The organism is Neobacillus sp. DHD-1R (assembly GCF_057747995.1).
The window spans coordinates 2,679,968-2,706,877 of sequence record NZ_CM173232.1 but is presented as its reverse complement, the minus strand read 5'-3'; the positions used below and the strand labels follow the sequence as shown (position 1 = coordinate 2,706,877).

Below are 26,910 nucleotides of genomic sequence, written 5' to 3'. Positions count from 1 at the left end.
TGTAATCCTCCCTTAAAAACTTAATAGATTATAATTCCTTTTCAACTCATTTAGCGTCTCGTGCGCTATTGGTCCATTTACAGCTAAATCCGCAAATTCTACTACTCTAACCATTTCCCTTTTAACTAGATTTCTTTCTGTATTAAATAACTCAGGCTCAAGTAGTTTGATTTCCTCTAGATTTCTAGGTACAACTATAAAATCATAAATGTATGAGTATCTTTTACCAGGATACTTTCTTAATACTCTACCTCTTCTTTGAATAAATTCTCTGGGATTAGTGCTGCTGGCTAGGATAAATGCTCGTTCAGTTGCTGGAACATCTACACCTTCATCTAAACACTTTATTGCAACCAAAGCTTGTAAATCACCCGATTGAAACCTATCTAATAACATTTTTCTTTGTTCTTTGTCTTCTCTCGAAGTAAAGGTATGAACCCTCATATCCAGTTCATTTCCTAATATCTTTACTACGGCATCTATCTGTTTTTCATCATCAACACTACTATCACCACAGTAAATAATATTATAATTTGTATCGTTCTTTTCTTTTAAGAGGTCATAAAGCTTGTTTAGTTTATTTCGCGCTGAACTAAGTACTCGAGCTCTTTCAATAAGCAATGATTCAAGAAGATGTTCCTTTTCCTCGTTTTTTTGATTAAATAGCTTACTTATCTTTCTTGTAATTTCAAAGTATTTATCACTCTCATCTTCGTCCAGGGTAACCATAATTGGATAATAAAAGTATTCTGTTAAAAATTTTCCAATTGCCTTATCAAGACCAAACTCAAATACTACTTTATTCCCAAAATAATACAGTAGTTCATTACTGCCATCTTCATCATACCAGCGGTTAGGGGTAGCACTTAATGCCAGTCGATAAGGGATGGATTCAATTAAACATTTCCTTTGATTTTTAGCTCCTAAGTGGTGTGCCTCATCTGCAAGAAAAACTGTATCTGAACTTAATTTATTAAGTAAATTTTGCATTGTACTTGTAGAAAATGTTGCATTAGTCATAATTACGCAAAAATGATTAATTGCTTTTGCATTAAAAGCAGAAATATTATTATTTAACTCTTCTTCCCACAAGCTTCTTGAGTGATAGGCAATAATTGGTGACATATTAAACAGTTTTAAATCCTTTACCCATTGATCAACCAAATGAGTATAGGGGCAAACGATAACCACCGCTAGTCTATTTATAACCTCGAACAATTTCGATACAGCAGTTATAGAAGTAATGGTTTTACCAGTTCCTGTTGCCATTTCAAGCAACCCTTGGCAGTTATTTTTGAACCAGTTTTTGATAGCTTGTTTTTGATAGTCTCTAATATCCAATGTTTCCGGAATCTTAGGGAAATTTATTTCTTTTATTGCTTCTTCATTTTCTTTCTTATCTGCTTCTGGATCTAACAAAGTATAAGTGGGTTGTTTATATGTTAATAACCTCTCTTTTACTGATTCTGGGAAGTCATAAACATGAACTCCGTCTGTCTTGTTTTCCCATAGGAACTGGAAATTTTCAGCTTTCTTTTGCACCCTAATTTTGTCGTTACCACTCCATGAACAAAATACATCAATGGATTCGAAATTTGTGTGCAAACCGCCTTCTGTTTCATTTGATGAACCTGAGAATGCAATCTTGTTCCCTTGGCTATCTTCCATTATCCCAACCTTTTCATGGAAAATACCTATGGTTGGATTATTTTTTAAAATAGCAATCTTGATATCTAATTGATTATTTGCAATTAACCAGGCAAGATAATTTAAACGGTCTAAATATATTGGATCACTTATTTCGTTAATTTCCCTAAGTAAAGTTCGTTCGATAACATTTTCTCTTGCTTCATACCCTTTTATGATTGCCTCTACATCATCATGATTAAGTTTAGGTGATGCAATGAGCTGCATTCTCCCACTACAATTCATCAATTCCATAATTCCTTTTGCAGCTAGTGATAAAGAGTGACTAGAAAAGTAGCCCACTGCACGCTTATATGATATCGCTTGTGAAAGGACAGGAATATAAAAATCATTTATTATATTTCCGTCTTCATTATCAGAACGGTATTGGTAGGAAATATCTAAGTCTTTAAAACTCACTACCTTACCTCCCATATTACAAATATATTACATTTATTTTAACATAAATATATATAATTCTTCTATTTGCGAAGTAATTTCCAATAAATTAACTTTTATAACAAAAAATGCTCATAAACATGCTTTGAATTTTCCAGCAATGTTACGAGCACAAAAATGTAAATTATTCTATTATATGCGAGTTTACCCATTCTATCCAACTAGTAATTGTTTTAGCTCTTCTATTTAATGTAGAATCGGATGTAATCTTTAAATTCTCTTCGATCATTATTTCTAAAACTCGATTTTTATTGATAAGACCCATATCTATTGATTCTAAGAAGACCCTTTTAAATACTGCATGTTTAAAAATTGTTTTTATTATATTTAAATACACATCTTTGATCGCTAGGGAACAGATTTTTTTACCTTGATTTGTTAGAGTAAAGTATGCTCCATCCTTAGTACTCTTTTTTTTGACTAAACCTAGGTATATTATAGAATTTGTGTAGTAATCTGTCTGCCTAGTAGTATATCCCAAAAGAGTTGTTACCTCGCTTTTATTCATATCCTTTTCATTCAAATTAAGTAATAAATCAATGATTTTATCAAAATTATCAGCTTGTGGAAACGGGATTTCTTGATTTTCTTCAATTGATTCAGTTTCATAGGCAAAATTAATAATTTCAGATTTTAAATATTTAAAACCTTTCTCATAGCTAAAGTTCATAATTTTCCCACCTATAGTTAAGTTACAAAAAGCAACAAATATATTAATAATATAAATTATAATATGTATATAATAATTTTAAAACGAACAAAATATATAATTCCCAATAAAATTGAGCATTATAGACAATTCTCTCTTACATTTTCCTTTGAATCAACTTCATGGATGCCTTAAATTTGCTAGGACAATTATCCAATCCCCTATTTATCCAAACTTTTCTATGTAATGTCCTGATATGAGTGGTAAATTCTTTACAACCATACTTTGTTTAAAGATCTTTCATGCTTAAAAATAAGTCTACTTTAATAAACAAAAAAACGATAGTAAAAACTACCGGCTTGTCAATTATTAGGGTGATTTGTAATTAATAACTCGTTTATAAATCCTCTAGAACTACTTTTTGAATTTATATTTCTTCTGGCAGATACTTTATTTTTTTGTGAAATCTTTATAAAGATCTTCAAAAAAGTTATCTTCTGGATTAATATTATGTGGGTCTGAGTTATTTAGCATTAGTAACACACCATTCTTGTCAAGTTCTGAATAAAAACTCGCTAACTTCACTTGTTCTCTATCTTTGAAGTCGAACTTACTATAGGATGTAAAGCTAAAACTTGTATTTAATGGTCTGTTTGGTGGATAAAAATAGACAAATGTATCCGAAGACACTAAATGTCTACTTTCTTTATAATCCCCTTGTAATATTTTATTAACTGCTAAAAGGTTATCGCTATTACAAATTATAGGATTTTTATAATCCCCCATTGGAACAATAAATAATCCAGCCTTATTCACTCTGAAAAGTCCATTAAAACAGGTTCGATTTAAAAAAATAAATGCTGCCGCTCGTTCTATTTTAGCCTCTCCATATTCATTAAAATCAAAAGTATCCAGTCTATTATTAAAATCCTCACGCTGAGAATAATAATAATTAGATCGTGATTCTTTATCTAATGAAAGAAATTCTTTTTGTTTAATTTCTAGTATTTCTAATATTTTTTTCACGTCATTTTTTATTACCTCATAAACAGTAATAAGTTCTGGATTTGCATCAAAAATAAATGCTTCTTTGATATCATACCGTTGTATTAAATAAAATAAAACTGCATCGCTCCCAACAAAAGGTTCAATATATCTATTAATTTTCCCTTCCTTTAATTGAGTAGGCAATCTCCTTTCAATCTCAGGTATCAACTGGTTTTTTCCACCTGCCCATTTTAAAAAAGGGCTTCGCTAAAGTTGTATTAATACTCGCTTGTAGCATTTAATAGCAACATCCATTCTTAATTATTATATTGATTTAAACAATATTAAACAATAATCATATGAGAGTTTCACTATATGTGAAACTTTATCGAAGCAATTCTGTTGTAAGATTTAGATAGAGGTGTCATAAATGGGGGAAAAACACGAAATAAAATATATTATTATCGGTAAAACAATTAGAGATGAGCGAAAAAAAAGGAATTACCCAACAGGAACTTGCAGAGAGAATTGTTCTTAGTAAATTACATTAGCAAAATAGAAGCTCCCAATTGTACAAAATCTTTTTCACTAGAAGTATTATTTGATATTAGTGAAGCATTAAATATTCTAATTTATAGATATTTCTTTTTATCCTTGAATAGCTAAAGCGATTGGATTTTATTTAACTATTAATTAGAAGAGATCAATTATGGCAACAGGAAATTATTTCAGAGATGCTACAGGCATTTTCACCAGTTTTTCCCGTATAACGAATACTCATTGCCTCAACTTTCCCCGGGATTCGACATTTATTTGGTATAACGACGATGGCCCCCTGATTTTCTGAGCAGCCCATCCGCCAGGTGTTTTGTGCTGATGTATTAGCAGTCGCAACGTTTTTCCCCTATACAATAGCCCCGTAAGTAAACCGACTACATTTCCGAATACCACCAAGTAAATCGTAATCATTTCGGTATAATCGTAAGGTGTACAATAATAATTACTCAATGAACGCACTATGTACATTTTAGTCGAAATGCGAATTAGTTTAAGTTTTAGTAGATAGTTCACCCCCCACAAATCTTGGCATTTTCTATACTCCTGTTCTGTAATTCATTTGCCGCTTAGCACTTGTTCTTCATTCGGTTATTCACATCCATGGTGATTGGGTAAAGTTACTGATTGAGTGTTTTTGATAGATTCATTACATAACTACCCATCATATTTTTTTCTAGCAAAATAATTTCTCTTTTTTCCTAAATTTTATCCAAATCACTTCTCGTTATTTTTCCATTTATAAAGTAAATAGGTAGTATTTACTAAAAAATCGTTGTAATATATTAGTAGTTTTACAAATTTATCGAAAGGTGTGAACTGTATGAACTGCAAGCATTGTAATAAGCCATTGAAAGATTCAATCCGTATTGAGGGATATAAATCATGTCCGAATTGCTCACAATACAATCCCAATCAAAAACATGTTTTCTATCCTGATAGTGCTTTTGGTACTACTCCACATCGTGTTACAACTAATAATCCTGATGGAATTCAAAGTCATTGTGCGCAATGTAGAGGTGGTAATGTGGACCTTAATGGAATAGACTGTAATCAAATTCCTTAAGAACTGCGCTATTTCTAATGAAAATCGGTAATATTCATAGGTTTTTTACTTTTTTGTAATTTTTACACTGATTTTAATTGTCCTAACTCTGCATAGTCTCCAAAGATGACTACAGCATGTTTTTGATAATTTAGACTTGAGTCACTTTTAAGCAGTTCGATCAAATAATAAATGAGCTACATGATTTCTAATTCAATTAACCTCTCTTATGAAAGAAAGTGACCAAACATTCTACATATGAGAGGACGAAAAGGATGATTGAAATGTCTCAATTTCATAATATTAAATTTCTAAAATAGGTTGAGGGTTTATCGCAAAGACAAATAGCCACAAAACTTGGAATCTCCCGTAACACAGTAAGTAAATACCTTAAAAACAGTCATTAGAAAAAATGTTTATGGAACAAAGGAAAATTCTCTAGAAACAAAACGGGATATTCCGATCATCGATCAATGGTTAGAAGACGATCAAAAAAACTGGAGGAAACAAAAGCATACAGCTTTAAAATCTTTAGGAGATTACAAGATAAATATGATTTTAAAGGCTCTGTTTCTAACATCCGTATAACTGTAACCAAACGTAGACAACAAATTCAGGAAACCTCCATTCCTCTGGATTTTCAGCTCTGCCACCAATTCCAATTCGACCGGGGAGAGGCGGATATTATTCTTCAGGGTCGAATACAACGCATTATCCTCTTCTGCGTTCAGCTCTCTGCAAGTCGTATGAGATTTGTCAGAGTGTAACTTCATGAAAAACAAGAAGCATTCATGGATAGCTTTGTCCATGCGTTTGAATTCTTAGGGGGCCTCCAAACAGAGGGACTCCTGGATAATTTAAAAACAGCTGTACAAAAAACACTTCAAGGTATAGATTTTTGCTATATGATATATTAATATTTTGTTATTAGTTCATACTGTAAAATTCTTTTATTTATTGGATTTAATACCTAATACCGCAAAACATTCCAATTCATTCAATTCCATTAAAAAAAGTACTGGTGTGGCAGTCAAGTAGAATTATACAGTTTTTCACATATAATTGTGGTTCATACGTCATTTTGGGGATTCCTATCAACCCTGAGTTATAGTGTCATCTTCGATAAAAAAATTTTAAATTAATATTCTTTTAGGTACTGACACGTAATAGGTTTAATAATACTGTTATACCTGCACGCTCATACATCATTCTTTTGATATTTTTTAACCTATTAATAGTTGCTTCCGTAATTCCGTTTGACAAAGTTAATGTTATCTCATTATATACAGCCTTAATATCACTTCTAATGCCTTTAATAAACGTTTGAAAGTGAATAAAAGATGACTTTCGATGCTCGATTAGCCATTTTCTAAGACCAGAGGAATATTTTTCTTCAAATAAGCTCCTGAAAGATTGAATGAATCCGCTAATTTCCATTAACAATGGAAAAGCCTCAAAAAGGTTAGGATTCAAGGATTTGAATGCTTTCTTATGGTTGTGTATGCCCTTATCCCAAAGATTCCGAATTGATGCTTTGAAGATTCAATGTATGAGGATTCTTATTTCGAATATTGTGACGATCGTTTGCAATCATGTAATTTAGTGTGTTGCGGAGTCCATTAAACCCTGCCTTTCTATAGGCAACTTCTATCTCATGACCCTTTGATCCATCTGCTATCATGCTTCGGATGAGGGGGAGATATCGGTCAAACAAAGAATTTCGTTTTAAGGACGGTTTTGATGTCGCAACTAAATTAGTATAGACTTTGTTAAGGGAAATGCCTAGCTGCTTTGCGATCGCCGTGATGTTCTTGCCTTCTTTTCGAAGGCGCTGAACATTTTGAATTCTCTTCCAAACTTTGTCTTCGTGTTTCTCAAGAGACTGGAGTCGCTTAGGTAAAGGACGTGAGGTACTTACCTGTTGGACGGATTGACCAGGAGGTTTCCATTTTGGCGGAATAATAGACTTAATTGTCTTCTTAACTGCATCAAGTGCTGGAAGATATGCCATCGGTCTCCAACTTGTTTGATTTTTAGCGATGTTTCTTCAACCGCACTTTTATAGACTTGCGCACGATCTCTAGTAATTAGTTGAATTTCGGGGTTTCCGATAAGCCAGTTTTTTACAGACTCTTTATTTCGGTTAGGCAGAAAATCAAGGATTTCACCTGTAAAAAGGTCAATAAAAATTGTGCCATACCGCTTTCTTTTCTTGAAAGCAAAATCATCAATACCGACGAAGGGGTCAATAACTTGATGGAGCTGATTCTTCTCTATTAATTCGGTATAAAATAGCATTATGACTAATTGAAATGTGCATTTCCCGGCAGATTTTTTCTGCGACTAGACAATTATTTGAGAATCCAACGTGACGAATCAGTTTTTCCAGTCTGACTGTTTTCTGCCAGAAGGATTTAACCAATTCAAATGTTCTGCAAAAATTTTTATCTTACATTTTGCATCCACACAGAACCATTTGTGCAGAAGAATGGTTAGGTGAACCGAACGGTCTGAAACCGGAAGGTCATCAGCTTTTCTTGCAAATCGGCTGTGGCGCCGAGAGGATTAACACTTACATCCTGGACATTGAGCGTGTGTTGAACAAACTTTTAACACAACATATATTTCCTCGGACTCCATCAAAGTGTGAATGACTTCAACATTTTTATCGAACTTGAAAAGCTGTTCAGTGCTTGTATTATTCATAGTACACACCGCCTTGAGAGTATTATAATGCTATACCCGAAAAGCAGTTATAAACGCTTTCACCATTTTTGCGTAAGAACTATTGCTACTTGTGGAAAACTGTTGATTCTAGTTTAGCGTTTACAAACGGTCATGAGGGAGTTGAAACATCTTTGAAATAAGGTTATACAAGTGTGAAAAATATCTACATCATTTGAAGAAAATACGATATGCGAAAAGGCCTTGATGGGCTTGCCACACTGATTAAAAATTCTTTTGAGCTTGATCCATATTGCGATTCAACGTAGCATCGCAATCCCTTGCATGAGGCAGAAACTGTCAATAGTAACGGTGTGGATTTTTACGAATACATAAAGAAACTTTTGACGGACCTACCAATATTGGCATCCATCAAAACCCAAAAATTTCAAATCAATAAATGCCCTGGATAAAAATGATCCAGTCAGCATGTAACAAAAAATTAAATAAGCCGTATATTCGATTGAATAATCGAGATATACAGCTTATTATCATGCGTACCGGTAGGTACGCTTTTTTTATAAATCGGGATTAATCAATATTCACTAATCATTATCTCACCCTTAAATTTGGTAATTCTTTAATCCATCTCACCCATCCACGAATTGTTGATGCTCTACGATTGAAAGTTTCGTCTGAACCAATATTATATAATCTATTGGCTTTCATTCGACTGACAATATAAGCGTTGCTTAATTGTTCTTCATGAAATGTTCTATCATAAATTTCTTTAAACACTCGATGTTCAAGGATTCTTTCAGCTAAGGTTAAATACTTTTGTCTGAAAGGAAGATTCATTATTCTTCTGCCTTCTGCATTTAAAGTAGCAAATGTTCCATCATCATTTGTGTATTTATTAGCCAATCCTAAGTATAAGCAACAATTATAATAATAATCTGATTGGCGTTTATTAAAGTCTAGTTGCTCAGCAATATCGGCAGCTGTCATATCATCTTCATACAAATACCCTAATAAATCCACTACTTTTGTAAAATCGTCTGCTTGTGGGAATGGAACTTGTGGCTCTGCTACAAACCGCACTGCTCTATTTACAATAGTATCCACATCATGTTGAGTAATTCTTTCATGATTTACTGAATAAGTTTTTTGTCTTATTAATTCCAATGAATTATAAATATTATCATCAGTAAAAGCGTACTCAAAGAAATAAAAAATATCGTTTGATATGGTAAAAAAAATTGGTCTGATATTTTTATGGGTTCTGTTTTTCCAAACACGATAAGGATAATATAATTGCCTAATATTAAAATTACTTGCTTTTGTTTTCTTTGCCTCTACCAGCATAAAATCATTGTATGTTTCATATCCACCATCAATTTCAATCTGTGCGCCTTTTACATTAATTTGTCTGGTTGTTCCTACACTACTTAAAACATTATAATCGAACTCACCAGTACCCATTCTTCCAGATACGGTAAATAAAGCATCTTCCCCAAGAAAATCATTTATCATACCGCTTATGTATGCACAGTGAAGAGCAGATGCCTCACTGTAAAGGTCAGTCGGTTTAACCGTGTCAACAAAGTTAGGAACCGTCATTTGTTGTGGTACTATAGAATTATCATAATTGATGGTTTTAAATAATGAGTAATCACCAATGATATAACCTTTAGTAGATAACGGTAAAACAGATAATTTATTTTGTTTAAAAATATCTGGTAAGTTATTTACATGGTCAAACTTACACATTAATCTTGGTTCTCTGTATTGACGAATATCGTCCGCAGGTATTTCATAAAATCCATTGCTATTAATGGCATTTAAAATATCATACCTATCAAATAGGGATTCCCAAGCCTCATCGTTTAATGTTTTTCCTACCATCTGCAATCACCAACACTTCTGTAATTTTGCCCCGTCCTTCTGCTTTGGAATTAACATTTCTACTTGCCTCAACTTTTTTAATCTGGATACCAGGATAATTGTATAGTTTATTAATAAAAAGTGTATCTGAATTACTTACGATGACAAAGCATCCTTTTTCATAAAGTTTAATCACTAAATTTCTTAACCTTACTTGGTCCCAATCTGGGAATGAATCCTTCGTATAAGATGTAAAGGAGCTGGTTTCATTTAAGGGGTCGTATGGTGGGTCGAAGTAAATTAAATCACCAGCTTTTGCACCCTTTACTGCCAATTCAAAATCTTTGTTAGTGATTTTTATATTATTCTCATTTAAATATCTATGACAACTCCTAAGAACTTCTTCATTGACATAGTTAGGATTTGTGTACTTTCCAAAAGGAACATTATTATAACCAGAACTATTTACTCGGTATAATCCATTAAAGCCTGTCCGATTTAAAAAGATAAAACGAGATGCTTTCTCTACATCGCTTTTCTTTGTATAATCCTCTGCTCTGTCTTGTTCCCTTACGTCGTAATAATACTTTTCATCGTTTTTATGTTTTTTTAGTTTTTTAATTAACTGTTCAAGTTTTCTCTTGCTCTTAATAACTTTATAAAGATTTATTAATTCAGGGTTTGAATCGTTTATTACGGCTTTTGGGTGTGCTAAATGGAATAGCAAAGCTCCACCACCAACAAAAGGCTCACGGTAAGTGCCAAATTCCGACGGGACATACTTACTTATTTCGTGGAGAAGTTGCCTTTTTCCTCCTACCCACTTAATAAAGGGTTGTAATTTATTGTCCATTTCGTGTCCCTCCTCTACATAAAAAAAGCTGGTAAATCTAGTGATTACCAACTGGTAAAACCTTTTTTATTATACAGGAAGATTGTCCAATCCGTAAAGGAAATGGAACGATTGTTCGACAAAATACTACTAAAAGTGACTTATATGGTAAATATCGTGTCATGGATCTTGCATTTTAATAAGTTGCGATTCACCACCATATTAATCAGCGAGTTCTTTTCGCGGTAATTGGGTAGTATTTTGGATAGATTGTAGTAAATAACTAACTGTTGTTTAATACAATTTAATCATTTATATGTGTTTCATAAATCTAAAACATTTTTAAAAAATGTTGAGATAAGATGTATAATTTTCCTTAAAGTCATTAATATTCTTAACTGTGTTATCTAATAAAAATATTTTCTTTCTTCTTCCTCTAAATAAACAATTTTATTTTTGAATTAATATAATCATAATTTATTTTAATAATTTTCCGAGTATTCTAATTGATTCTTTCCTATCTTTTTTTTTCGCAAATCCTAAAATGTTTGGTATATTATTTATTTTTTCTTTCTTGTGCTGACATGGAGTTATACTTAGTTACGTTTTCCTTTGAACATTCCTTGATATACTATAACCAAAGTTATTCTCAAAAAAGTTAGGGTTGAGGCTGGCTTTAAGTGTTGCCTTTCCAGGACTTGCACTTCTACCAGCCTCTTTTTAGTTGTTTACTCTAAGAAATTAAACCTAATAACCTTTAATATAATATGAAATTCTTTTTTTACTTAAGTCAATAAATGCTTGGTTATTTTCAATACCAATAAATTTCCTACCATATTTTAAGGCAGCAATTAAAGTGGTTCCACTTCCACTAAAAGGGTCAAGAATTAGATCATTTTCTCTCGTACTACTTAATATTATCCTCTCCATTAATCTAAAAGGTTTCTGAGTTGGATGATAGCCAAACTTTTTTTCAGCTTGAGATACATGCGGTAGAACCCATACATCAGTCATTGGATTCCCATTATTCATTTTTGCCATTAAATTTTTATTGAAGAACTGTTTGCTAGAGGGGGTTTTCTTTGCCCAGATAATAAATTCCGAGGAGTGTGTAAACATCCTGCCTGATAAGTTTGGAGGTGGATCTGTTTTTACCCATGTAACCATATTCAAGATTTTAAAATTCAGTTCCTTTATGGTACTACCAATATTATAAATATTATGAAAAGTCCCTGTTATCCAAATTGTTCCATTTCCATCCAGAATTCTTTTACATTCACTAATCCACGACATTGTAAAATCTTTTATTTTTTGAATATCTCTCTCCTTGTCCCAATCTCCTTTATCTACACATACCTTTTCACCAGACTTACAAGATATTCCACCATTTGATAGAAAATATGGTGGGTCTGCAAACACCATTTTAACTGATTCCGATTTAATTTTTTTCATTTCTATCAAGCAATCACCAAAAATAAGTTTACCACTAGGAAAATTAATGTTATCTGTTTTTAGAGTCATACATTTACCTACCTTTTCGACTACTTATTTTTATATAACAAAGAAAAACTTTATGATAAAAAATCTTGAGAAACAATTAGGAACAAATCTAATGTTTTTAAAAATATTGTGTGAATCTAAGAATCAATGGTAGGGTTTGATAGAATAGAAGTTATGACATGAAGATGTTTAAGAAGATTAAAATAATAAAGAAGAATTAAATATAAGGTTAAATTTATTATATCATTTATACTTAAATATGGAATTTTAAAATATTTATTTTATTATTTTATATATTAGCTGGTAAATCAAATGTCTTTATAAAGTTCTGCAAAGATCTCGAATACGAAAATGCTTGGTAAGCTTGATGAACCGTTTCCCGTTCCCTTCCACCTAAAAAGGTTTGAACAATACCATCTCCTTCAGCCACTTTTGCTTTCTGCCATTGTTTTAGCTCAATAATGACAGCATTTTTTGTACCCTGTTCATCTTGGCCAGCCACGAGAAAGTCGATTCTTTTTTCAGATGAAGGCAGCTTATATTCTAATAAGACATGCGTATCCTCTTTTAAATCTGCATCCCTAAGAACCTTTGCCATTTGTGGTAGTGAGTTTTCCCAGGATCTCAATTCACTGTTTGAAACGACTTTGTTCATTTTTGCAAGGACGTTTTTCTTGAGAACGTACCCAATTTTATTTTCATAGATATGGTTTAAAAAGTTTGATGAGGTCTCATTACAAATAATCATTTCACTTTTTCCTCACTTTTGTTCACTGGGTATTTAATCGCGTTTTTAACCAGTTTGTTTAAGACTTCCTCTTCAATATTAATCTCCATCTTATCAGCAAGCTGCACAAGATAAATTAAAATATCTGCCATTTCTTCTTTAATATTTTGTTTGGATTCAGCGATTGCTTCTTCACTTGTTCGCCATTGGAAGTTTTCAAGCAATTCATTCGCCTCGAGGGAAATTGAAATGGCTAGATCCTTTTCATTATGATATTTTTTCCAATCTCGTTCATCACGAAATGCTAACACTTTTTGCTGGATTTCCTTCTTAATCATTCTCCTATATTACAAGTAAGGGTATTATACTTTTGTAAAATATTTTAAAATAATACCCTTATTTTAACACTAGAGATAAAAATAAACATTTAATTTAAGTTTAATGGTTTGGAATTGATTTGGAATCAGTACATATTGGATTTATGCCCGCTTGTGATAATGCCCCCATCAGAACCGAGAAGCCTTTCGATAGAAAGTTACAGGCAACTTATAGATAAAACAAAACAAAAGAGGTTCCAAAACTATAAGAACCTCTTCTTCCTAATGACCCTATTTGATTAAAACTATGTTTACCTTCTCCAATTCCCACATCTTCATCACTAGCACATACCCCTGCTCAACTAAGTCGTAACTGGTTATTTTTTTAGCATAACTATCTAACTCATCTTTTACTCCCGAATCGACCTCATATTTCCACTTAAGCCCATCTAGCCCAAATATAGACCCATTTGTCGTTCTTATTACGCTTCGTTCTGAAAGTCTCTTCTTGCAATCTTATATTCTACAAATTGATCTATTACCTATCGCTTCTACAACTGACTCATATATAGGGTTAATGTGTGCAGCCTGTAGATTAACACCAGACAGTCGCTCAATTGCAAAGGAATCTGCACTGAAAATGTAAATGTTTGATACCGCTCCTTGAACACCGTGTCGTACTTAATAAAGTAATATTGCCAATCGGAAGATGTCCATTTATTAGCATTAATAAGCGAGGTAACTTTCTCTTCCATAGTCCGCCCCTTCGCATTTAACACAGCAGATATAAACTTGGTGAACAATGGCTTTAATGAATCATCATTGTTTGTCCATAAAAATTCCCTGTTGCGGATATGTCCACCAAATAAATAACGTGAACCTAAATTACTTGAACCAATTCTTACTCGGTAATTCAAAGTTGATAGCATGGCTCGAGATATAAGCGCAGAGCTTAAGTAGTCAATTTTAATGAGGGTTTCCTTTAGTTGATCCTTATATATTGTTAACGCATCGAGCCACTGATGGACGGCACCTTTAAGTCTCGGCACATCTTCAAGCTCTTGTAACGCTTTCTTCAACTGAGACTGCTCAAGAATAAGCTTTTCCTTTTCCTTTTCCTGAGATATGCTACGATCTGAAAACCCTGACAGATGATTTATTTCAAAGAGTACCTCGTAAATTGGCTTATTCAACTTAACTAGAAAAATGGGGTCAGTCCCCCGGTACGTTATAGATTTAGTTCACCAGGGGACTGACCCCAAAGTTGTGACCAAGTCGCAATCAAAGGTTTGATTTGCTTTCATTAATGTAACTATACAAGTCATTGAGGAGATTTATAAGAAATTCCTCAATGACTTGTCTTTTAAAATTATTTTGCATATATTTCTGGCTTTAGATCCCGAAGGAATGGATTTCTTTTTCGATATTCCTTAACTAAATCCAAATCAATTTCTTGAATTTGCATCTCTTCACAACTCATTTTTCCTTCTACAAGAACATCCGCATTCGGATTTATAAGTTTATTATTACCGAAGAGATGCAATGTATTCTGTTTATCGACACAATTAACAGATGCAACAAAACAGCCATTTTCCAAAGCTCTTGATTTAAAATAAATATCCCACATATGCTTATCTGCAATAGGAAATGCGGAGGGGCAAAGAATGAGTTCCGCACCTTTTAGTGAAAGTGTTCGAGAAACCTCAGGAAACCCGCCATCGTAACAAATCATGATGCCAATTTTCCCAAAATCTAGTTCAAATATAGGAAAGTCAGTCCCCTCTTTAAAATAAGATTTCTCACCAGCCCATAAATGGGTTTTATGATATACTCCATTAATTTCACCATTTCTATTTATAACAATAGCACTGTTAAAAATGACTCCCGTTACTTCACCTTGGAATGCAATTGGGGCTACGATGTTAATATTGTGATGACGTGCATGTTCTTGAAAAACTGTAACAGTTGCCCCATTCAATCCTTCTGCCAATTCAAAATATTGATTCCCTATCAAATCTAAATCATATCCTGTAGAGAACAATTCTGGAAACAGAATCAGGTCAGCCTTTTGTTCGGCAGCTTGATTTATGAAACGAAGAGCCTTAGAAAGGTTATACTCGACATCTAAAATTTTACTCTCAAATTGTACTAACGCTACTTTTACCTTTCTCATCAAAACTTATTCCCCTTTCACTCAAAGTAAAACAGTGAAAATACTATTTTCTTATACCATTAAACTTGGATAACCATAACAATTTAATCTTCTTGATCTTTCTGATTATTTTTTAAAAAGAAGATTCCACCTAGATAATAGATGATACCAGAGACAACCAGTGAATTAAGTGAAGTAATACCCCAAGTAATAAATTGCCCAGCTAAAATACCACCAACCCACGCGACAATACAAACAGGATTCCACCGTTCAGTTACACTTGGCAGCAGTCCCTTCTCACGCGATTCGTCTAGTAGGCTACGTTGACGGCGTAGTATAAAATAGTCAACTATCATAATGCTGGCAATAGGAGGAATGAACACACTTAGTAAACTTAAAAATCCAATAAAGTGATCCAAAATACCTAGCGCTGAAAAAAGAACGCCTAGACCTCCTATGATTAAGGTTATTTGTTTTCTGCTTGGTTTTCGTCCAGTAATGATCTCAACTGAGTTGATGACACCCAATGTACTATTATATAAATTCCAATCATTAATTTTCACAGTAGACGCTATTAATATAATGGTGCCTATGATTCCACTTGTGGATAGGACAATGCTAATCACGTCAGCGGTTTTTATCGCGTGTGCTAAAAGTACCCCAATTAATCCTACTGCGTATTCACCTAAAGTGATGCCAATGACTGTTTGTCTAATAACATCTCCCACAGAACGATTAAATCGAGTCATATCTGGAGTAACGGCCCCACCCACAATAAACGCTCCGGCAACCAGGGTTGCACCAGCCGCAATACTTAAATGAGGACCTGGGGCTGGACTCGCAATTAACTGACCTAATGAATGTCCTGACAAAGCGTGCCCAATAGAATAAAAACAGACAATCAGGAATAAAGGCACCGTGATATACGCAACGAGTCCCATCGAAGAAACACCGTAGTAAACAATTGCTATTACAAGGGCCCCAGAAACAATTGCCCATGCCCAAAACGGCAGAACACCAATCATTTGCTCAAGACCTGAAGCAAATACTGCATTTTGAACCCCAAACCAGCCAACATTCGAAATCCCAATTATTAACCCTAGAAGTCCCGAACCGAAATAACCAAACCCAGTCCATCGAGCCAATAGTGAAGTTTGCAATCCTTCTTTCATTCCTATAATTCCAACCAAAATCATCACTACTTCAAGCACAACTGCACCTAATGTAAGTGCCCAAAATGCATCCCAAAAGGTCATTCCAAACCCTAAAGTAGCACCCAGAAGGAATTGAGATAACGCCGACATCTGTCCAAACCTAATAACAGTAATCGTTAACCAGTGATACCGTTTTTCATTAGGCACCCTTTCTGATGCAAAGTCGTCCCCTTTATCAACCTTTGATCTATCCAAAATTTCCGCCATGTTATTATCCCTCCGTAATTTTTTTATAGATTACGAGCTGACGACTATTTAGAAGTTTTTGATTATCGATTTAAATGTCAGGCTGTTTTAAGACTAAATTAATATGAACATTAGTATCTACAGGATTTGCACTGATTTCAACCAATCTGCTATTTTCTAATCAAACCTCCCTTCGATTTAAGTGATAATTTCGGAAACAATTTTGGCCATAATAGCATTAGAAAGAATAACAGGAGTTTTAGTGATTTCTTGCAATGAATTCCGCATTTCCTCATCATAACCCATACAATCCATCAAGATTATCTCTACTTGCTCTTTTTCCATTTTTTCTGCCGCTTTTCGCAAACGGCTACAATCAAATTGATAGGGAGAAACTGAAGCACAAATCGGTTTGAGAGCAACATTTGTCCATTTGTCAGCCAAGTCTTCTTTCTGCTGTTCCAAAGGAACAATTAATCCAAACTTTCGATCCCTAACTAATGCGCTAACAGCTGGTGGAATCACGTGATCCGGTTCAATTAAAAGTGCCTTTTTCGTATATAGGCCTGGAAAAACACCAGTGCAAAGTAAAAGAATCTGTCTGTACCCTTGGTCTTCTAAATCGTTTATTTTTTGCTGTAAAAGTGAGGCTATTTTCTCCCTCGACAAAACAACTGAGTCATCAGATAATAAACGTGTTGTTAAGACGTAATCATCTTTTTCTGGGTAAAGGGAACTTTCGATGTATTCTTTCGTCATCCCGTCCAACACACCAACTTGCTCAATTTCCACACTATCCCCAATATATTTTTTCAAAATCGGACTGACGTCCTTTCTTGGTGCCTGGCCAATGGTAACTACACCGAGTTTTTTCAAGTGATGCTCACTCCTGACGTTTGGAGATGTTTCAGTGAACCATACAATGATAACAAGTGATTATACTCTATATGATTGAAGAACTGCGTTTTTCCTTTCCCGAATAACTTCGCAACCTCCACGGAAAACCGTGCTGCGGCTTCAACATCATGTAGCCTCGACGAACCGGTAGCACTTCCCGCAACCACGGTTTTAGCTGTTATTGCAACTCCAACAACAGGAGCAGAGGTCGCAATACACGGTTGTAATATACTGTTTAGATGGTAAACATCATTCCCGTAAGGTGTAATGTCTTGTGTTGTAATTGGCAAGACAACAGGTAAATCACCTGTTACATTTTGTAATATATTGAGAAGATCTTCACTGACGCGTAAAATATAGCCTTCTTTTACCGTTGGCGTAATTGCAACACCGGTATGATTAATAATCCGATTTCCTTTAGTAGTATCAATAGAAAGAATGGCATCCATTTCTTCCATAACTTCGTGCTGATTCATCACGTTAATATCAACAACTGAGTCCATAAACGGAACCGGCTCATGCGGAAGCGTCGGGGCATCAGGATCTATATGAGTGCAAACAATTACATCCCCATGGAGCCTATCTCCTTTTTTGTTCATATCCACAATTTTCAATCCGGTAGATAGCGCAGCTAATGCTCCATCACCATCCGAAACAAAACTGATCATCTCAGGTCTCGCTCCAAGTCCTCCTAAACGTCCTATAATACCTAGTGTAGGAGCGGTTCCCCCCTTTCTTTTTCCGTTTAAACCAGGTATAACCAATTTAATGAAATCAGTGCTTCCTCGATCTCCTTTAACAGATTCTATTTCAACTTCAGCGATACCGTAACTTTCAAACAACGCTTTCACATCTTTCCCATTTGCATTTGGACTATCCAATAGTTCAAACAGTTCTAACACTTGTTTATTTAACATAATTAACCTCCAACCTAAATCTATTTTGATAGATAATTATTTTCTTAAGAAACTAAGCGGTCGCCCTATTCCTTCCATACCAATAAGATATTTTTCTATGTTTTGTTGTATTTCCTTACCACTTTTTTGAACTTTCTCAAGAACAGCGACCACTTTACTTTTAGGTAACCTATACTCTGGCGCTCCCAAAGTCAAAGAAGCGGTAATCTGTCCTTTATAATCAAAAATTGGAACTGCAATTCCTACCACATTTTCGCTATACTCTCCTACAGAAAAGGACCATCCCTGCTTTTTTATTTGTTGTAGATCTACCAAGAGAGTTTCAGCATCAGTAATAGTTTTTTTTGTCCATGCCTTTAAACCTCCTTGTATAATAGTTTGTTGCTCCTGTTCAGATAAAAACGCCATTATAACCTTTGCAGATGCGCCTGCATACAGAGGAGTTCTGCTTCCTAAAGCCACCTCACATTTAATATTTTGAGGGCTTTCAAAAATTGACACACAAATCCCCTCAAGGTGGTCCAACCATGTTAAATAAATAGATTCCCCTGTTTCATCTTTTAACTTTTCCATTTCGGGTTTGATAATTTCTGAGATTCGAAATTTGTCTTGAACGATCAAACCATATTCAAGGCATTTAAGTCCTAATTCATACTTATTGGTTTGTTTATCTTTCTTTAAAAAACCATGCTGCTCAAAAGTACATAATATCCGGTAAACAATGGAATGGTTTATTCCCATTTCTTTTGCTAATTCACGAACCCCCCATTCAGGTCTTTCCTTTGTGAAATATATAAGTATTTTTAAAGAATTATCCAACGTTTTTAGAGTCATTTGAATTACCCTTTCCATATTGTTTCTATTATAGAACCACTGATTCTATATATGAATTTACTAATTATTATTCAATGAAAGCACGAAAAATTCGTTGAATTTATAAAAACAGCCACTACCTGCTTTTAACTCATTGATATGAGGGCAATACCCAACGGTACAAAAAAATACAGTATGATTCATCACGCTACATTAATTGCACGCCCTTCTATAATTATTTTTTTATGAAGATGTATGTTTGGAAAACGTTTGTTAAATACAATGCGATAAAAATTAATAAAACATGGGGATATTCGAAGCGGACCCAAAATCTAAGTATCAAAGTAATAAGATTCTCCTCGATGCGCATAATATAGCTACCCACTTCTGGATTGTTTGATGAATATTACCTAGTTGCTTAATAATATCTCTATATGATAACTTTCCTTTTTCATATTCTTTCACTACCCTTTACTTATCTTCAAACGTATATTTAGCCATACAAAAACTGCACCGAATTGTTAGATTTGTGTCTAACAATTCGGTGCAGTTCATAGTGCTTGGCACTTTTTTCTTTTTTATTAGTTTCAGAAGCCTCGCTTCATCGGAGGCATGAGGAGTTTGGTGCTTTATTACATCATAAAGTGTTTTACGATTAAGATAAAAAATTCTTACTCATTTATTCCTATGATCTTTCTTATTATATAGGTAATTGATCTAGTTCCTGAAAAATCTTCGTCCGAATTGACTCAGGAGTTGTGATTTCTATTAGCGGGATATCCCGTGAAACTGCTTTTTGTATTCCCCAATAGCGCTTTTTGGCTTTGTCTAACGGCTCGCTTGTCCAAAGACCGGCTTCTTCATAAATATTAAAAAAGTTATCGTATCTAAATGGTCCGAAGAAAATCCAGTGATCTGATGTTGACGGCAATCTTGTCCAATTTGAATAATCAAATGTGTACTTTATAAGAGAAATAACAGGATATTCATTTGTTAGTAAATCAACCTCTACTCCAAATAATGAACCAGATTTCAAGCCTAGGTCATTTGGAAAAACTGGATCTTTTTCTAATTGATACAGCTTAATAAAATTGCTTGTCAACCATCCACTTGGATCAGTATCTGATTTCCACCGCATAAATTTGGGGGTAAGTGTTAAAAAGCCTTCTTCTTCCCCAATTCGATCCAACTCTACAAATAAGCTGTCTAGGTTTTTATATGTTTCTATTAAAACCTCAACCGCAGTAGAGATATTTTGACCAAGATTACTCTTTACTAAAGACATAAAAATCATCCTCCGTTAATAGTTTAGTAGGCCAATTCAAGGCTTTTGTTGTTTTTTGACCATTTTGAAAAATATAGGCCTCATTCGTTACTGCTTTTTCTAAAATAACTTTTGAAATCCCCTTGTATCTCATGAGTCCCTTTTTCATAAGAAGGGATTGTAAGTCTTGAACAACCATTTTTTGTCCTGACTCAAGTTGGGATAAATCAATTTCGCCGATTGAATCAAGAATATCCTCCCAGCATAAAAAACCTAGTTTTACATCAGGAGTAATAATAGAACGATTTCGAAGCGTTTTCTCAACTTCTTTCATCATTTTATACGGAGTAAGAAAAATTAAATAAGGTGTTTTACCATTAGCAATATCTTTCATCATTCTAGAATAACGAGCTAACTGATTACAGCTTTCCTGGTAATCTATGCTGTTATCAATTGTGTCATCTTCTGAAGAAATACCACTTAAATATTTGACTTCTATGCCAATAACTACATTGGATAATGGAAGCAATAAATCAATTTCCCCTTCAGTATGCCGATACCAAAACTCCATATCTTGCATATAGCCCTTTTCAACCTGAATTTTGCCATTCCATTTTTGGGTGACCTTGTCATTTTCAAATTTAACTGAAGAAAGAACTGATTTCATACCAATTTCAAATGGCAAGTATCGCAAAGTGCCAAAGAAGTCTCCAGTTAATTTATCCTCCAACCGCTCAGTCAAATTACTGCCATTTGCGGCAATTTTATTATGTATTTCTGCTAACAATTGTTGCACCAACTTTCTGTTTAAGTGGATACACTGATATTAAAAATTATTTTATCGTTTATTTTTCGAACACAATATATTCTCCTAATACCACATGTTCAACTCTCCAATTTGCATCCATCCAAGAACTTGCATGACTATGACCGCCATTTGACCAAAATTCTCTATATTTGGATGCTGATGGCGGCAATTTATCCGAAATAATTGTTTCAAGTTGGTTAAATGTTAATTTAATACGATTTCCATCATGACTACTTAAATAATTTAATAATGGAGAATACTTGCCCATGGTTTCAACTCCTAAAAGTATTTTACTAAAGTAAATATTCTCATTCTTGCAGCTGATCTCCTTCCAAGTAAATACATTTTATTTTGGGAAGTCAACATTTCCTATCAACTCCCCAAAACTATTTATTTAATTGGAGTTAATTGTACTGACTCGTGAGTTTCAATGATGTTTCCATCATCGCAGAAGAATGTATAGTCACCAGAACCACTACATCAATCATATACGAAGATAAGTATTCTCCAATTATCCAAAACCTGCTGCTAAAGCGTTATCATTTAATCATTCCTTTTCCTTTTATTTATTTGAATCAATATTGATTAATGAATCAATATTACTGAACTAGTTTTTCGCTTTCATGATCAAGCACAATTATTGCTTCGTCTAGAGAAATCAATGATGAATCCTTTTAAAACACAGGGGATTTCCGTTATACATTTCCTATTTCTTTAATCAACAAAAGCTGTGGTGATATTAAAAGGAGCTTGTAATCACTACTTATATTAAAATAAGGTATAATTATAAAAAATACTTGAGGTGAATATAAAATTGGATTTTAATTCTGAGTCAGAACAACATATTGAAAAAGGCAATGACCAAGAATATAACACAAGCGATTACACTTCTAGATTAGATGCTGATAAGGAACTAGATGATAGCGGATTTCAAAAGTGGTTTAAGTCTAGGAAAAATATAGAGCATGAGAGCAAAGGGAGAGGAAGCTCACCATCAAGGTTCCGATCGTCAAAAAAGAAAAAGAAATTGGAGCTGTCTTGGGTAAAACTTCTTTTTAAAATCATTGTAATAGGAGTTGTCTGTTACAACTTCAAATATATTTTGGACTTTGCGAAAAATCCTATAAGTGATTTTACTCAGATATTATATGTAGCTGGAATTTGTGCAGGAATAAATTTTATTGCCGTTTGTATTCTCTTTTATAAGAATGCGGTCATACGATTTTATCTTTCCTTAGTTGCCATTATAGGGTCCTTTGGCTATTACTTCTATGTCAATTATATGAATCATTCCTTTTTGGGTGATAATCTCATCCCTTCGATTCTAGTTGCTATTTCAGTATTGATGGCCATAAACCCTAAAGGAAATTATTATTTAAAAAGTATCGTATTACTGTTAATCCCTGTAGTAGGAATCTATTTTAGCGGTAATACATTTGCACTCGTGTGGACTCTAATGTTTACTGCAGGATTGATCCTATTCTTTAGAGTGTCAAAATCAAAAAAAGCGAAATCAAACAAAAAAGAAGAACAAACAAGAAGAAATAGAAAGCAATCTGCTTAAAAGGAGCAATTTGTTAGAGAAATTAACGATTTTTTTATTAAAAGTTTGAGGATGATCCCATCTTCCTCAAACTTTATTGTCTAAATGACAAATTGGGAACCGCCTTAAACCCTCGTTGTAATGTGATTTTTGTTAACTTTATCAAACATATCTAAGCCAAAAACGCTTCCTGCACTTGCTCATTGGTCATAATAAAATAAAAAAATAAGGCAGCTGATCCGTTGTGATAGATTCCCCGTTTGTTAGAAGTCTCATTTTAAACCGAGAAGATGTCCCTGCATTTTCTAAATATCCATTTAATCTCCCAAGTATAAAGACTCTTAATCAGCTTCCCTTTCATCCCAAGGTTACCTATTTGGTCGGTGAGAACGGAATGGGAAAATCTACTTTATTAGAGGCCATTGCGGTTTCCTTAGGTTTTAATCCAGAGGGTGGATCTTTTAACTTTAACTTTTCAACCTTTGATACCCACTCTGAATTAACAAACTATATTAAACTGATCAAGGGGATTGATAAGCCGAGGGACGGTTTCTTCTTACGTGCTGAAAGCTTTTATAATGTGGCTTCCAATATTGAGGAATTGGACCAGGGTGGAGGGGGTCCGAAAATTATAAACTCTTTTGGCGGGCAGTCCCTTCATGAACAATCACATGGAGAGGCCTTCTTCTCCACCTTTATTCACCGTTTTGGAGGAAATGGAATTTATATACTTGATGAACCTGAAGCTGCTCTTTCTCCCTTACGGCAAATGTCAATGGTTGCGAGAATACATGACTTAGTGAATCAACACTCCCAACTAATTATTGCTACCCATTCACCCATCATTATGTCGTATCCAAATTCTTTCATATATGAATTAAGTGAAGATGGAATACAAGAGAAAAAGCTTGAAGAAACGAATCATTTTCAGATTATGAAACGGTTCTTAAATGACCCAAAAAGAATGCTTCATCATCTTCTAGAATCATAAGTAGAGGTTTAAGGGCGTATAAACAAAGGGAAGCACACGTTCCATGTGCTTCCCTTTGTACCTTGGTTGAAATTTCTATGTTGCAAGTCCATCCTAACTAAATACAACTCCCGTCTACTACCTGTCCAGATACCGACATAAGTTCATTTATGTTCACCCACCCACCAATATTTTGAGATTGGTCAACACCTTCTATGGTAAAAGTTAGACTAATATTGTTGGGAAGTGACAATGTGGACCTTTTGCCCATGCAATTCTGTGCTTTTTGAAGAGAATCCACCCTTTCACCGTCACAAGAAATTGCATTCTTTTGCATAGAAACGTAAATTAATACTCCCCTTAAAGGATCATAGGTCCTGATAAAACCCTCGGCAGTGGCTCCATCTCGGAAAGATAATCTGATCCACCGCTTTTGCTGATAACAAGCAAGAATTTTTTGAAATAGTCCTTGTCTGTAGTCATAGTAATTTGGATAGAAAGGCTGATAAGAATCATTTGGGTACAATGCCGCCTCCCCCTTTCTGTTATCAATGAATCTTTTCATGTATATGAGGAAAAAAAGGGTTGGTGCTTGTCATCACCTGGTGTGTATAAAAAAAGCGAATAGTGCAGGCTATTCGCTTTTCCTATCTGAAATAATTTATGAAGGAAGGCAATTCGTTATTTATTTAAAGGATTCATATTAGATAATCTTTTTTTTAGAAGGAAGTTTCTAAGCATTAGGCTTATTTTCAGGAAAACCAAACCCGAGTATAGCTAATACGCGCCGGTCGTTAGGGATTAGGTTCTCGGCTATAAAATGTTTATTCCTTTTTCTATTAGGGTAATTATAAATTAATTCATTTAAATGGAGTGATTTAATGAAGAAAGAAGAATTATTAAGTCACATCAACGACAGTAATGGGAACGTAAGGATATCGGATTTATCATCCAAAGAAGAAGCAGAAGACCTAATATATAAGGCACAGCATCTAGAACAAGAAGGAAAAATCGTATTGCTTGAATTTTGTTTGGAAAATGACCCACTTGCTGTCACCTTGAAGACAAGGCAATTAAAGTGATATTCTCTTCCCACTAAAACCTATTTTAGTGGGTTTTTTTCATACAACTGAACTAATGTTGATCCATCTACCTATCTCTCGGTTACAACCGTTAGTTATTTCATCATTTAAACAAAATGGAACCCCCATCACCCTTTACGTGATGAGGGTAGTTTAATTTGAGGGAATCTAATTTAAAGAGAGCATATCAAATTTTTCACGATTTATGTATTTTCTCTTGAATATATATATGCCCGCTTTTGCTTTCTTTAACCTTGGTATTTTTATTCTTGAACGCATTAAAAACTAAATTAATCAGCCATACAATACTAAGAGAACCCAAGATGTATATGCTAAGCAAGCTTAAAATCGCCATTGAGATTTCCTCCATGATTTCTTCCATTCCGTAACTAATTACAGAAAATAGAGCTTAAATATAAATGTTGATCATATACACAAGACTTTTCTTTTTACCTTTTAAAACTAGAAATAATTTTTGTAAATAGTTTTCATCCTTTCCCTTTGTTTGATGTCATTATAGACTAGCAAACCTCAAAAATATGTCGATTTGTCTGGAATTTAACAACTCTTAAATTAATTGTTAACTTTCTATTCAAAACGAAAAAAATGCAATTTATTATTAATGTAATTGTAATAGCGATGGCATGTTTTGCCATCCTCCAGGATCACATCCAATAAAACCCCTATTTGTCACATCGCCCTTCCTGCTCCATATCCTCAATCTGCTCATCTTTGCTAGATTCTCATTTGTCCTAAATAGCTTGAGGTTCTTATATGGTGGATCCATGATATAGGCAACCCGTGCATAGCCTTCTTTTAGCAGCGATTCTTGAACGGACTTTCCATTTACATATACATAAGCAAGTAGTCTTCCGTATGCATCCCTGGTATTCCCCTCCTCCATCTCCAGCGATAGACTTCCACCCGTTACTAACTCCTTGTTCCTTTGGAAAGCATCTTTTGCAAATGGCTGGACACACATGCCAGGCTTTTTAGATTCGGGGGTGTCGATTAATAAATAACGAACTGTTTCAATTTTGTTCTTTACTCTTACCTTAATCGTATCTCCATCAATCGTTTCTACTAATGTGATGGGGATTTGATTTGTTGGCATTCCATATGGTTTTTCCACTCGTGATTCACTTTTTTGAACTTCTTCTTGCTGTATATTATTGTTCACTTGATTTTCCCCATCCAACCGTTCTAGCGGATGAAACATAAATATTGTAGCTGCTGCCATTAAACAAACACCCATGATTCTTTTTCGCATCTACACTCCCTCTTTTCCTTCAATCTTTCCTTATACACTCTCCATGATAAACCACCCAGCTAAAGCTGGAAAACTCATAAATTCTTTCCTCATGTCCCGAAACGAAATTACACCTTTGCCTCTGGAAAACTCGAAATCTAGTGAATATTCGTGACAGTTCAGTGGGGGTTGCTGAAAGGTTTTGAAATAGAATTGGATGGCATCATGCTCGTTGGCAGCAAAGATAAAGGCAAAATTTTTCTGGTCCATCTTCAGTGAATAGATGCAAATCTTATGAAAACCTAACAGATTGGTTTGGATCAATTCCGCCACTTTTTGATGATCGGCTTGATCAAAGTCTATTTTGGAAATGTGGTCATCTAATGAAATTTTCCGTTCAGCTAGTAAATGGTAGAGGTAATGGGCCAATGGGGAATCTTCATAGAATAAACTATCCTGGTAAAGTTCTTTCACCATCATGTGATTGCACCTCGTAATTCTAATTTTTTC

The 26,910-nt window shown here is 34.1% G+C and carries 27 protein-coding genes; 4 read left to right on the top strand and 23 right to left on the bottom strand.

Annotated elements, in window-relative coordinates; genetic code table 11:
• Positions 1–12: 12 nt before the first annotated feature.
• The 3 genes from AC3ANL_RS13075 to AC3ANL_RS13065 all read right to left on the bottom strand — a co-directional run bounded on the left by AC3ANL_RS13075 (position 13) and on the right by AC3ANL_RS13065 (position 4,009).
• Positions 13–2,106: a DEAD/DEAH box helicase family protein gene (locus AC3ANL_RS13075; protein WP_488329631.1), complete on the bottom strand. Its 2,094-nt coding sequence runs from the start codon at positions 2,104–2,106 to the stop codon at positions 13–15.
• Positions 2,107–2,269: 163 nt separating this feature from the next.
• A complete protein-coding gene (locus AC3ANL_RS13070) occupies positions 2,270–2,815 on the bottom strand; it encodes a DUF7226 domain-containing protein (protein WP_488329630.1) in 546 nt (181 codons plus the stop codon).
• Between the two features lie 429 nt (positions 2,816–3,244).
• On the bottom strand, positions 3,245–4,009 hold the full coding sequence (locus AC3ANL_RS13065; RefSeq protein WP_488329629.1) for a DNA adenine methylase: 765 nt from the start codon (positions 4,007–4,009) through the stop codon (positions 3,245–3,247).
• Positions 4,010–5,725: 1,716 nt separating this feature from the next.
• Here AC3ANL_RS13065 and AC3ANL_RS13060 point away from each other — a divergent pair.
• Positions 5,726–5,788 carry a hypothetical protein gene (locus AC3ANL_RS13060; RefSeq protein WP_488329721.1) on the top strand — a complete coding sequence of 21 codons (63 nt, stop codon included), beginning with the start codon at positions 5,726–5,728 and terminating at the stop codon, positions 5,786–5,788.
• 742 nt (positions 5,789–6,530) lie between these two features.
• On the opposite strand, the gene AC3ANL_RS13055 is transcribed toward AC3ANL_RS13060, so the two are convergent.
• The 17 genes from AC3ANL_RS13055 to AC3ANL_RS12975 form a co-directional block, all read right to left on the bottom strand.
• A complete protein-coding gene (locus AC3ANL_RS13055) occupies positions 6,531–6,854 on the bottom strand; it encodes a transposase (protein WP_488329628.1) in 324 nt (107 codons plus the stop codon).
• Positions 6,855–6,888: 34 nt separating this feature from the next.
• Positions 6,889–7,392: a hypothetical protein gene (locus AC3ANL_RS13050; protein ID WP_488329627.1), complete on the bottom strand. Its 504-nt coding sequence runs from the start codon at positions 7,390–7,392 to the stop codon at positions 6,889–6,891.
• The gene (locus AC3ANL_RS13045) at positions 7,296–7,679 is read right to left on the bottom strand and encodes a transposase (RefSeq protein ID WP_488329626.1); all 384 of its coding nucleotides are present in this window, start codon (positions 7,677–7,679) and stop codon (positions 7,296–7,298) included. Before AC3ANL_RS13045 ends, AC3ANL_RS13050 begins: the two co-directional genes overlap by 97 nt.
• 978 nt (positions 7,680–8,657) lie before the next feature.
• On the bottom strand, positions 8,658–9,950 hold the full coding sequence (locus tag AC3ANL_RS13040; protein ID WP_488329625.1) for a type II restriction enzyme: 1,293 nt from the start codon (positions 9,948–9,950) through the stop codon (positions 8,658–8,660).
• Positions 9,925–10,782 (bottom strand): DNA adenine methylase, encoded by an 858-nt coding sequence (locus AC3ANL_RS13035; protein ID WP_488329624.1) that lies wholly within the window; start codon positions 10,780–10,782, stop codon positions 9,925–9,927. The genes AC3ANL_RS13040 and AC3ANL_RS13035 overlap by 26 nt, the downstream gene beginning before the upstream one ends.
• A gap of 726 nt (positions 10,783–11,508) precedes the next feature.
• Positions 11,509–12,282 carry a DNA-methyltransferase gene (locus AC3ANL_RS13030; RefSeq protein ID WP_488329623.1) on the bottom strand — a complete coding sequence of 258 codons (774 nt, stop codon included), beginning with the start codon at positions 12,280–12,282 and terminating at the stop codon, positions 11,509–11,511.
• A gap of 268 nt (positions 12,283–12,550) precedes the next feature.
• Positions 12,551–13,009 carry a hypothetical protein gene (locus tag AC3ANL_RS13025; protein WP_488329622.1) on the bottom strand — a complete coding sequence of 153 codons (459 nt, stop codon included), beginning with the start codon at positions 13,007–13,009 and terminating at the stop codon, positions 12,551–12,553.
• The gene (locus AC3ANL_RS13020) at positions 13,006–13,326 is read right to left on the bottom strand and encodes a nucleotide pyrophosphohydrolase (RefSeq protein WP_488329621.1); all 321 of its coding nucleotides are present in this window, start codon (positions 13,324–13,326) and stop codon (positions 13,006–13,008) included. The genes AC3ANL_RS13025 and AC3ANL_RS13020 overlap by 4 nt, the downstream gene beginning before the upstream one ends.
• Before the next feature lie 530 nt (positions 13,327–13,856).
• On the bottom strand, positions 13,857–14,354 hold the full coding sequence (locus AC3ANL_RS13015; protein ID WP_488329620.1) for a hypothetical protein: 498 nt from the start codon (positions 14,352–14,354) through the stop codon (positions 13,857–13,859).
• 320 nt (positions 14,355–14,674) lie between these two features.
• Complete coding sequence (locus AC3ANL_RS13010) at positions 14,675–15,478, bottom strand: nitrilase-related carbon-nitrogen hydrolase (protein WP_488329619.1); 804 nt, start codon at positions 15,476–15,478, stop codon at positions 14,675–14,677.
• Between the two features lie 83 nt (positions 15,479–15,561).
• Positions 15,562–16,878 carry a purine-cytosine permease family protein gene (locus AC3ANL_RS13005; protein WP_488329618.1) on the bottom strand — a complete coding sequence of 439 codons (1,317 nt, stop codon included), beginning with the start codon at positions 16,876–16,878 and terminating at the stop codon, positions 15,562–15,564.
• Between the two features lie 177 nt (positions 16,879–17,055).
• Positions 17,056–17,733: an AroM family protein gene (locus AC3ANL_RS13000; RefSeq protein WP_488329617.1), complete on the bottom strand. Its 678-nt coding sequence runs from the start codon at positions 17,731–17,733 to the stop codon at positions 17,056–17,058.
• Complete coding sequence (locus tag AC3ANL_RS12995) at positions 17,730–18,671, bottom strand: DUF1177 domain-containing protein (protein WP_488329616.1); 942 nt, start codon at positions 18,669–18,671, stop codon at positions 17,730–17,732. The genes AC3ANL_RS13000 and AC3ANL_RS12995 overlap by 4 nt, the downstream gene beginning before the upstream one ends.
• Positions 18,672–18,707: 36 nt before the next feature.
• Positions 18,708–19,505 (bottom strand): IclR family transcriptional regulator, encoded by a 798-nt coding sequence (locus tag AC3ANL_RS12990; protein WP_488329615.1) that lies wholly within the window; start codon positions 19,503–19,505, stop codon positions 18,708–18,710.
• Between the two features lie 679 nt (positions 19,506–20,184).
• On the bottom strand, positions 20,185–20,769 hold the full coding sequence (locus tag AC3ANL_RS12985) for a hypothetical protein (protein WP_488329614.1): 585 nt from the start codon (positions 20,767–20,769) through the stop codon (positions 20,185–20,187).
• A complete protein-coding gene (locus AC3ANL_RS12980) occupies positions 20,750–21,535 on the bottom strand; it encodes a hypothetical protein (RefSeq protein ID WP_488329613.1) in 786 nt (261 codons plus the stop codon). The genes AC3ANL_RS12985 and AC3ANL_RS12980 overlap by 20 nt, the downstream gene beginning before the upstream one ends.
• Before the next feature lie 58 nt (positions 21,536–21,593).
• Positions 21,594–21,824, bottom strand: coding sequence for a DUF7662 domain-containing protein (locus AC3ANL_RS12975; protein WP_488329612.1), 231 nt, complete (start codon positions 21,822–21,824; stop codon positions 21,594–21,596).
• A 546-nt stretch (positions 21,825–22,370) separates the two neighbouring features.
• Between AC3ANL_RS12975 and AC3ANL_RS12970 the strand changes: the two genes are divergently transcribed.
• The gene (locus AC3ANL_RS12970; protein ID WP_488329611.1) at positions 22,371–23,120 is read left to right on the top strand and encodes a hypothetical protein; all 750 of its coding nucleotides are present in this window, start codon (positions 22,371–22,373) and stop codon (positions 23,118–23,120) included.
• A 223-nt stretch (positions 23,121–23,343) separates the two neighbouring features.
• Entirely contained in the window at positions 23,344–24,090 is a 747-nt protein-coding gene (locus tag AC3ANL_RS12965) for an AAA family ATPase (protein ID WP_488329610.1), read from the top strand.
• A gap of 97 nt (positions 24,091–24,187) precedes the next feature.
• On the opposite strand, the gene AC3ANL_RS12960 is transcribed toward AC3ANL_RS12965, so the two are convergent.
• A complete protein-coding gene (locus tag AC3ANL_RS12960; protein WP_488329609.1) occupies positions 24,188–24,595 on the bottom strand; it encodes a hypothetical protein in 408 nt (135 codons plus the stop codon).
• Positions 24,596–24,950: 355 nt separating this feature from the next.
• Here AC3ANL_RS12960 and AC3ANL_RS12955 point away from each other — a divergent pair, with 355 nt between their 5' ends.
• Complete coding sequence (locus tag AC3ANL_RS12955; protein WP_488329608.1) at positions 24,951–25,151, top strand: hypothetical protein; 201 nt, start codon at positions 24,951–24,953, stop codon at positions 25,149–25,151.
• Between the two features lie 619 nt (positions 25,152–25,770).
• On the opposite strand, the gene AC3ANL_RS12950 is transcribed toward AC3ANL_RS12955, so the two are convergent.
• Positions 25,771–26,421: a thermonuclease family protein gene (locus AC3ANL_RS12950; RefSeq protein WP_488329607.1), complete on the bottom strand. Its 651-nt coding sequence runs from the start codon at positions 26,419–26,421 to the stop codon at positions 25,771–25,773.
• Positions 26,422–26,451: 30 nt separating this feature from the next.
• Positions 26,452–26,880, bottom strand: a complete 429-nt coding sequence (locus AC3ANL_RS12945; RefSeq protein WP_488329606.1) for a hypothetical protein — start codon at positions 26,878–26,880, stop codon at positions 26,452–26,454.
• Positions 26,881–26,910: the final 30 nt, after the last annotated feature.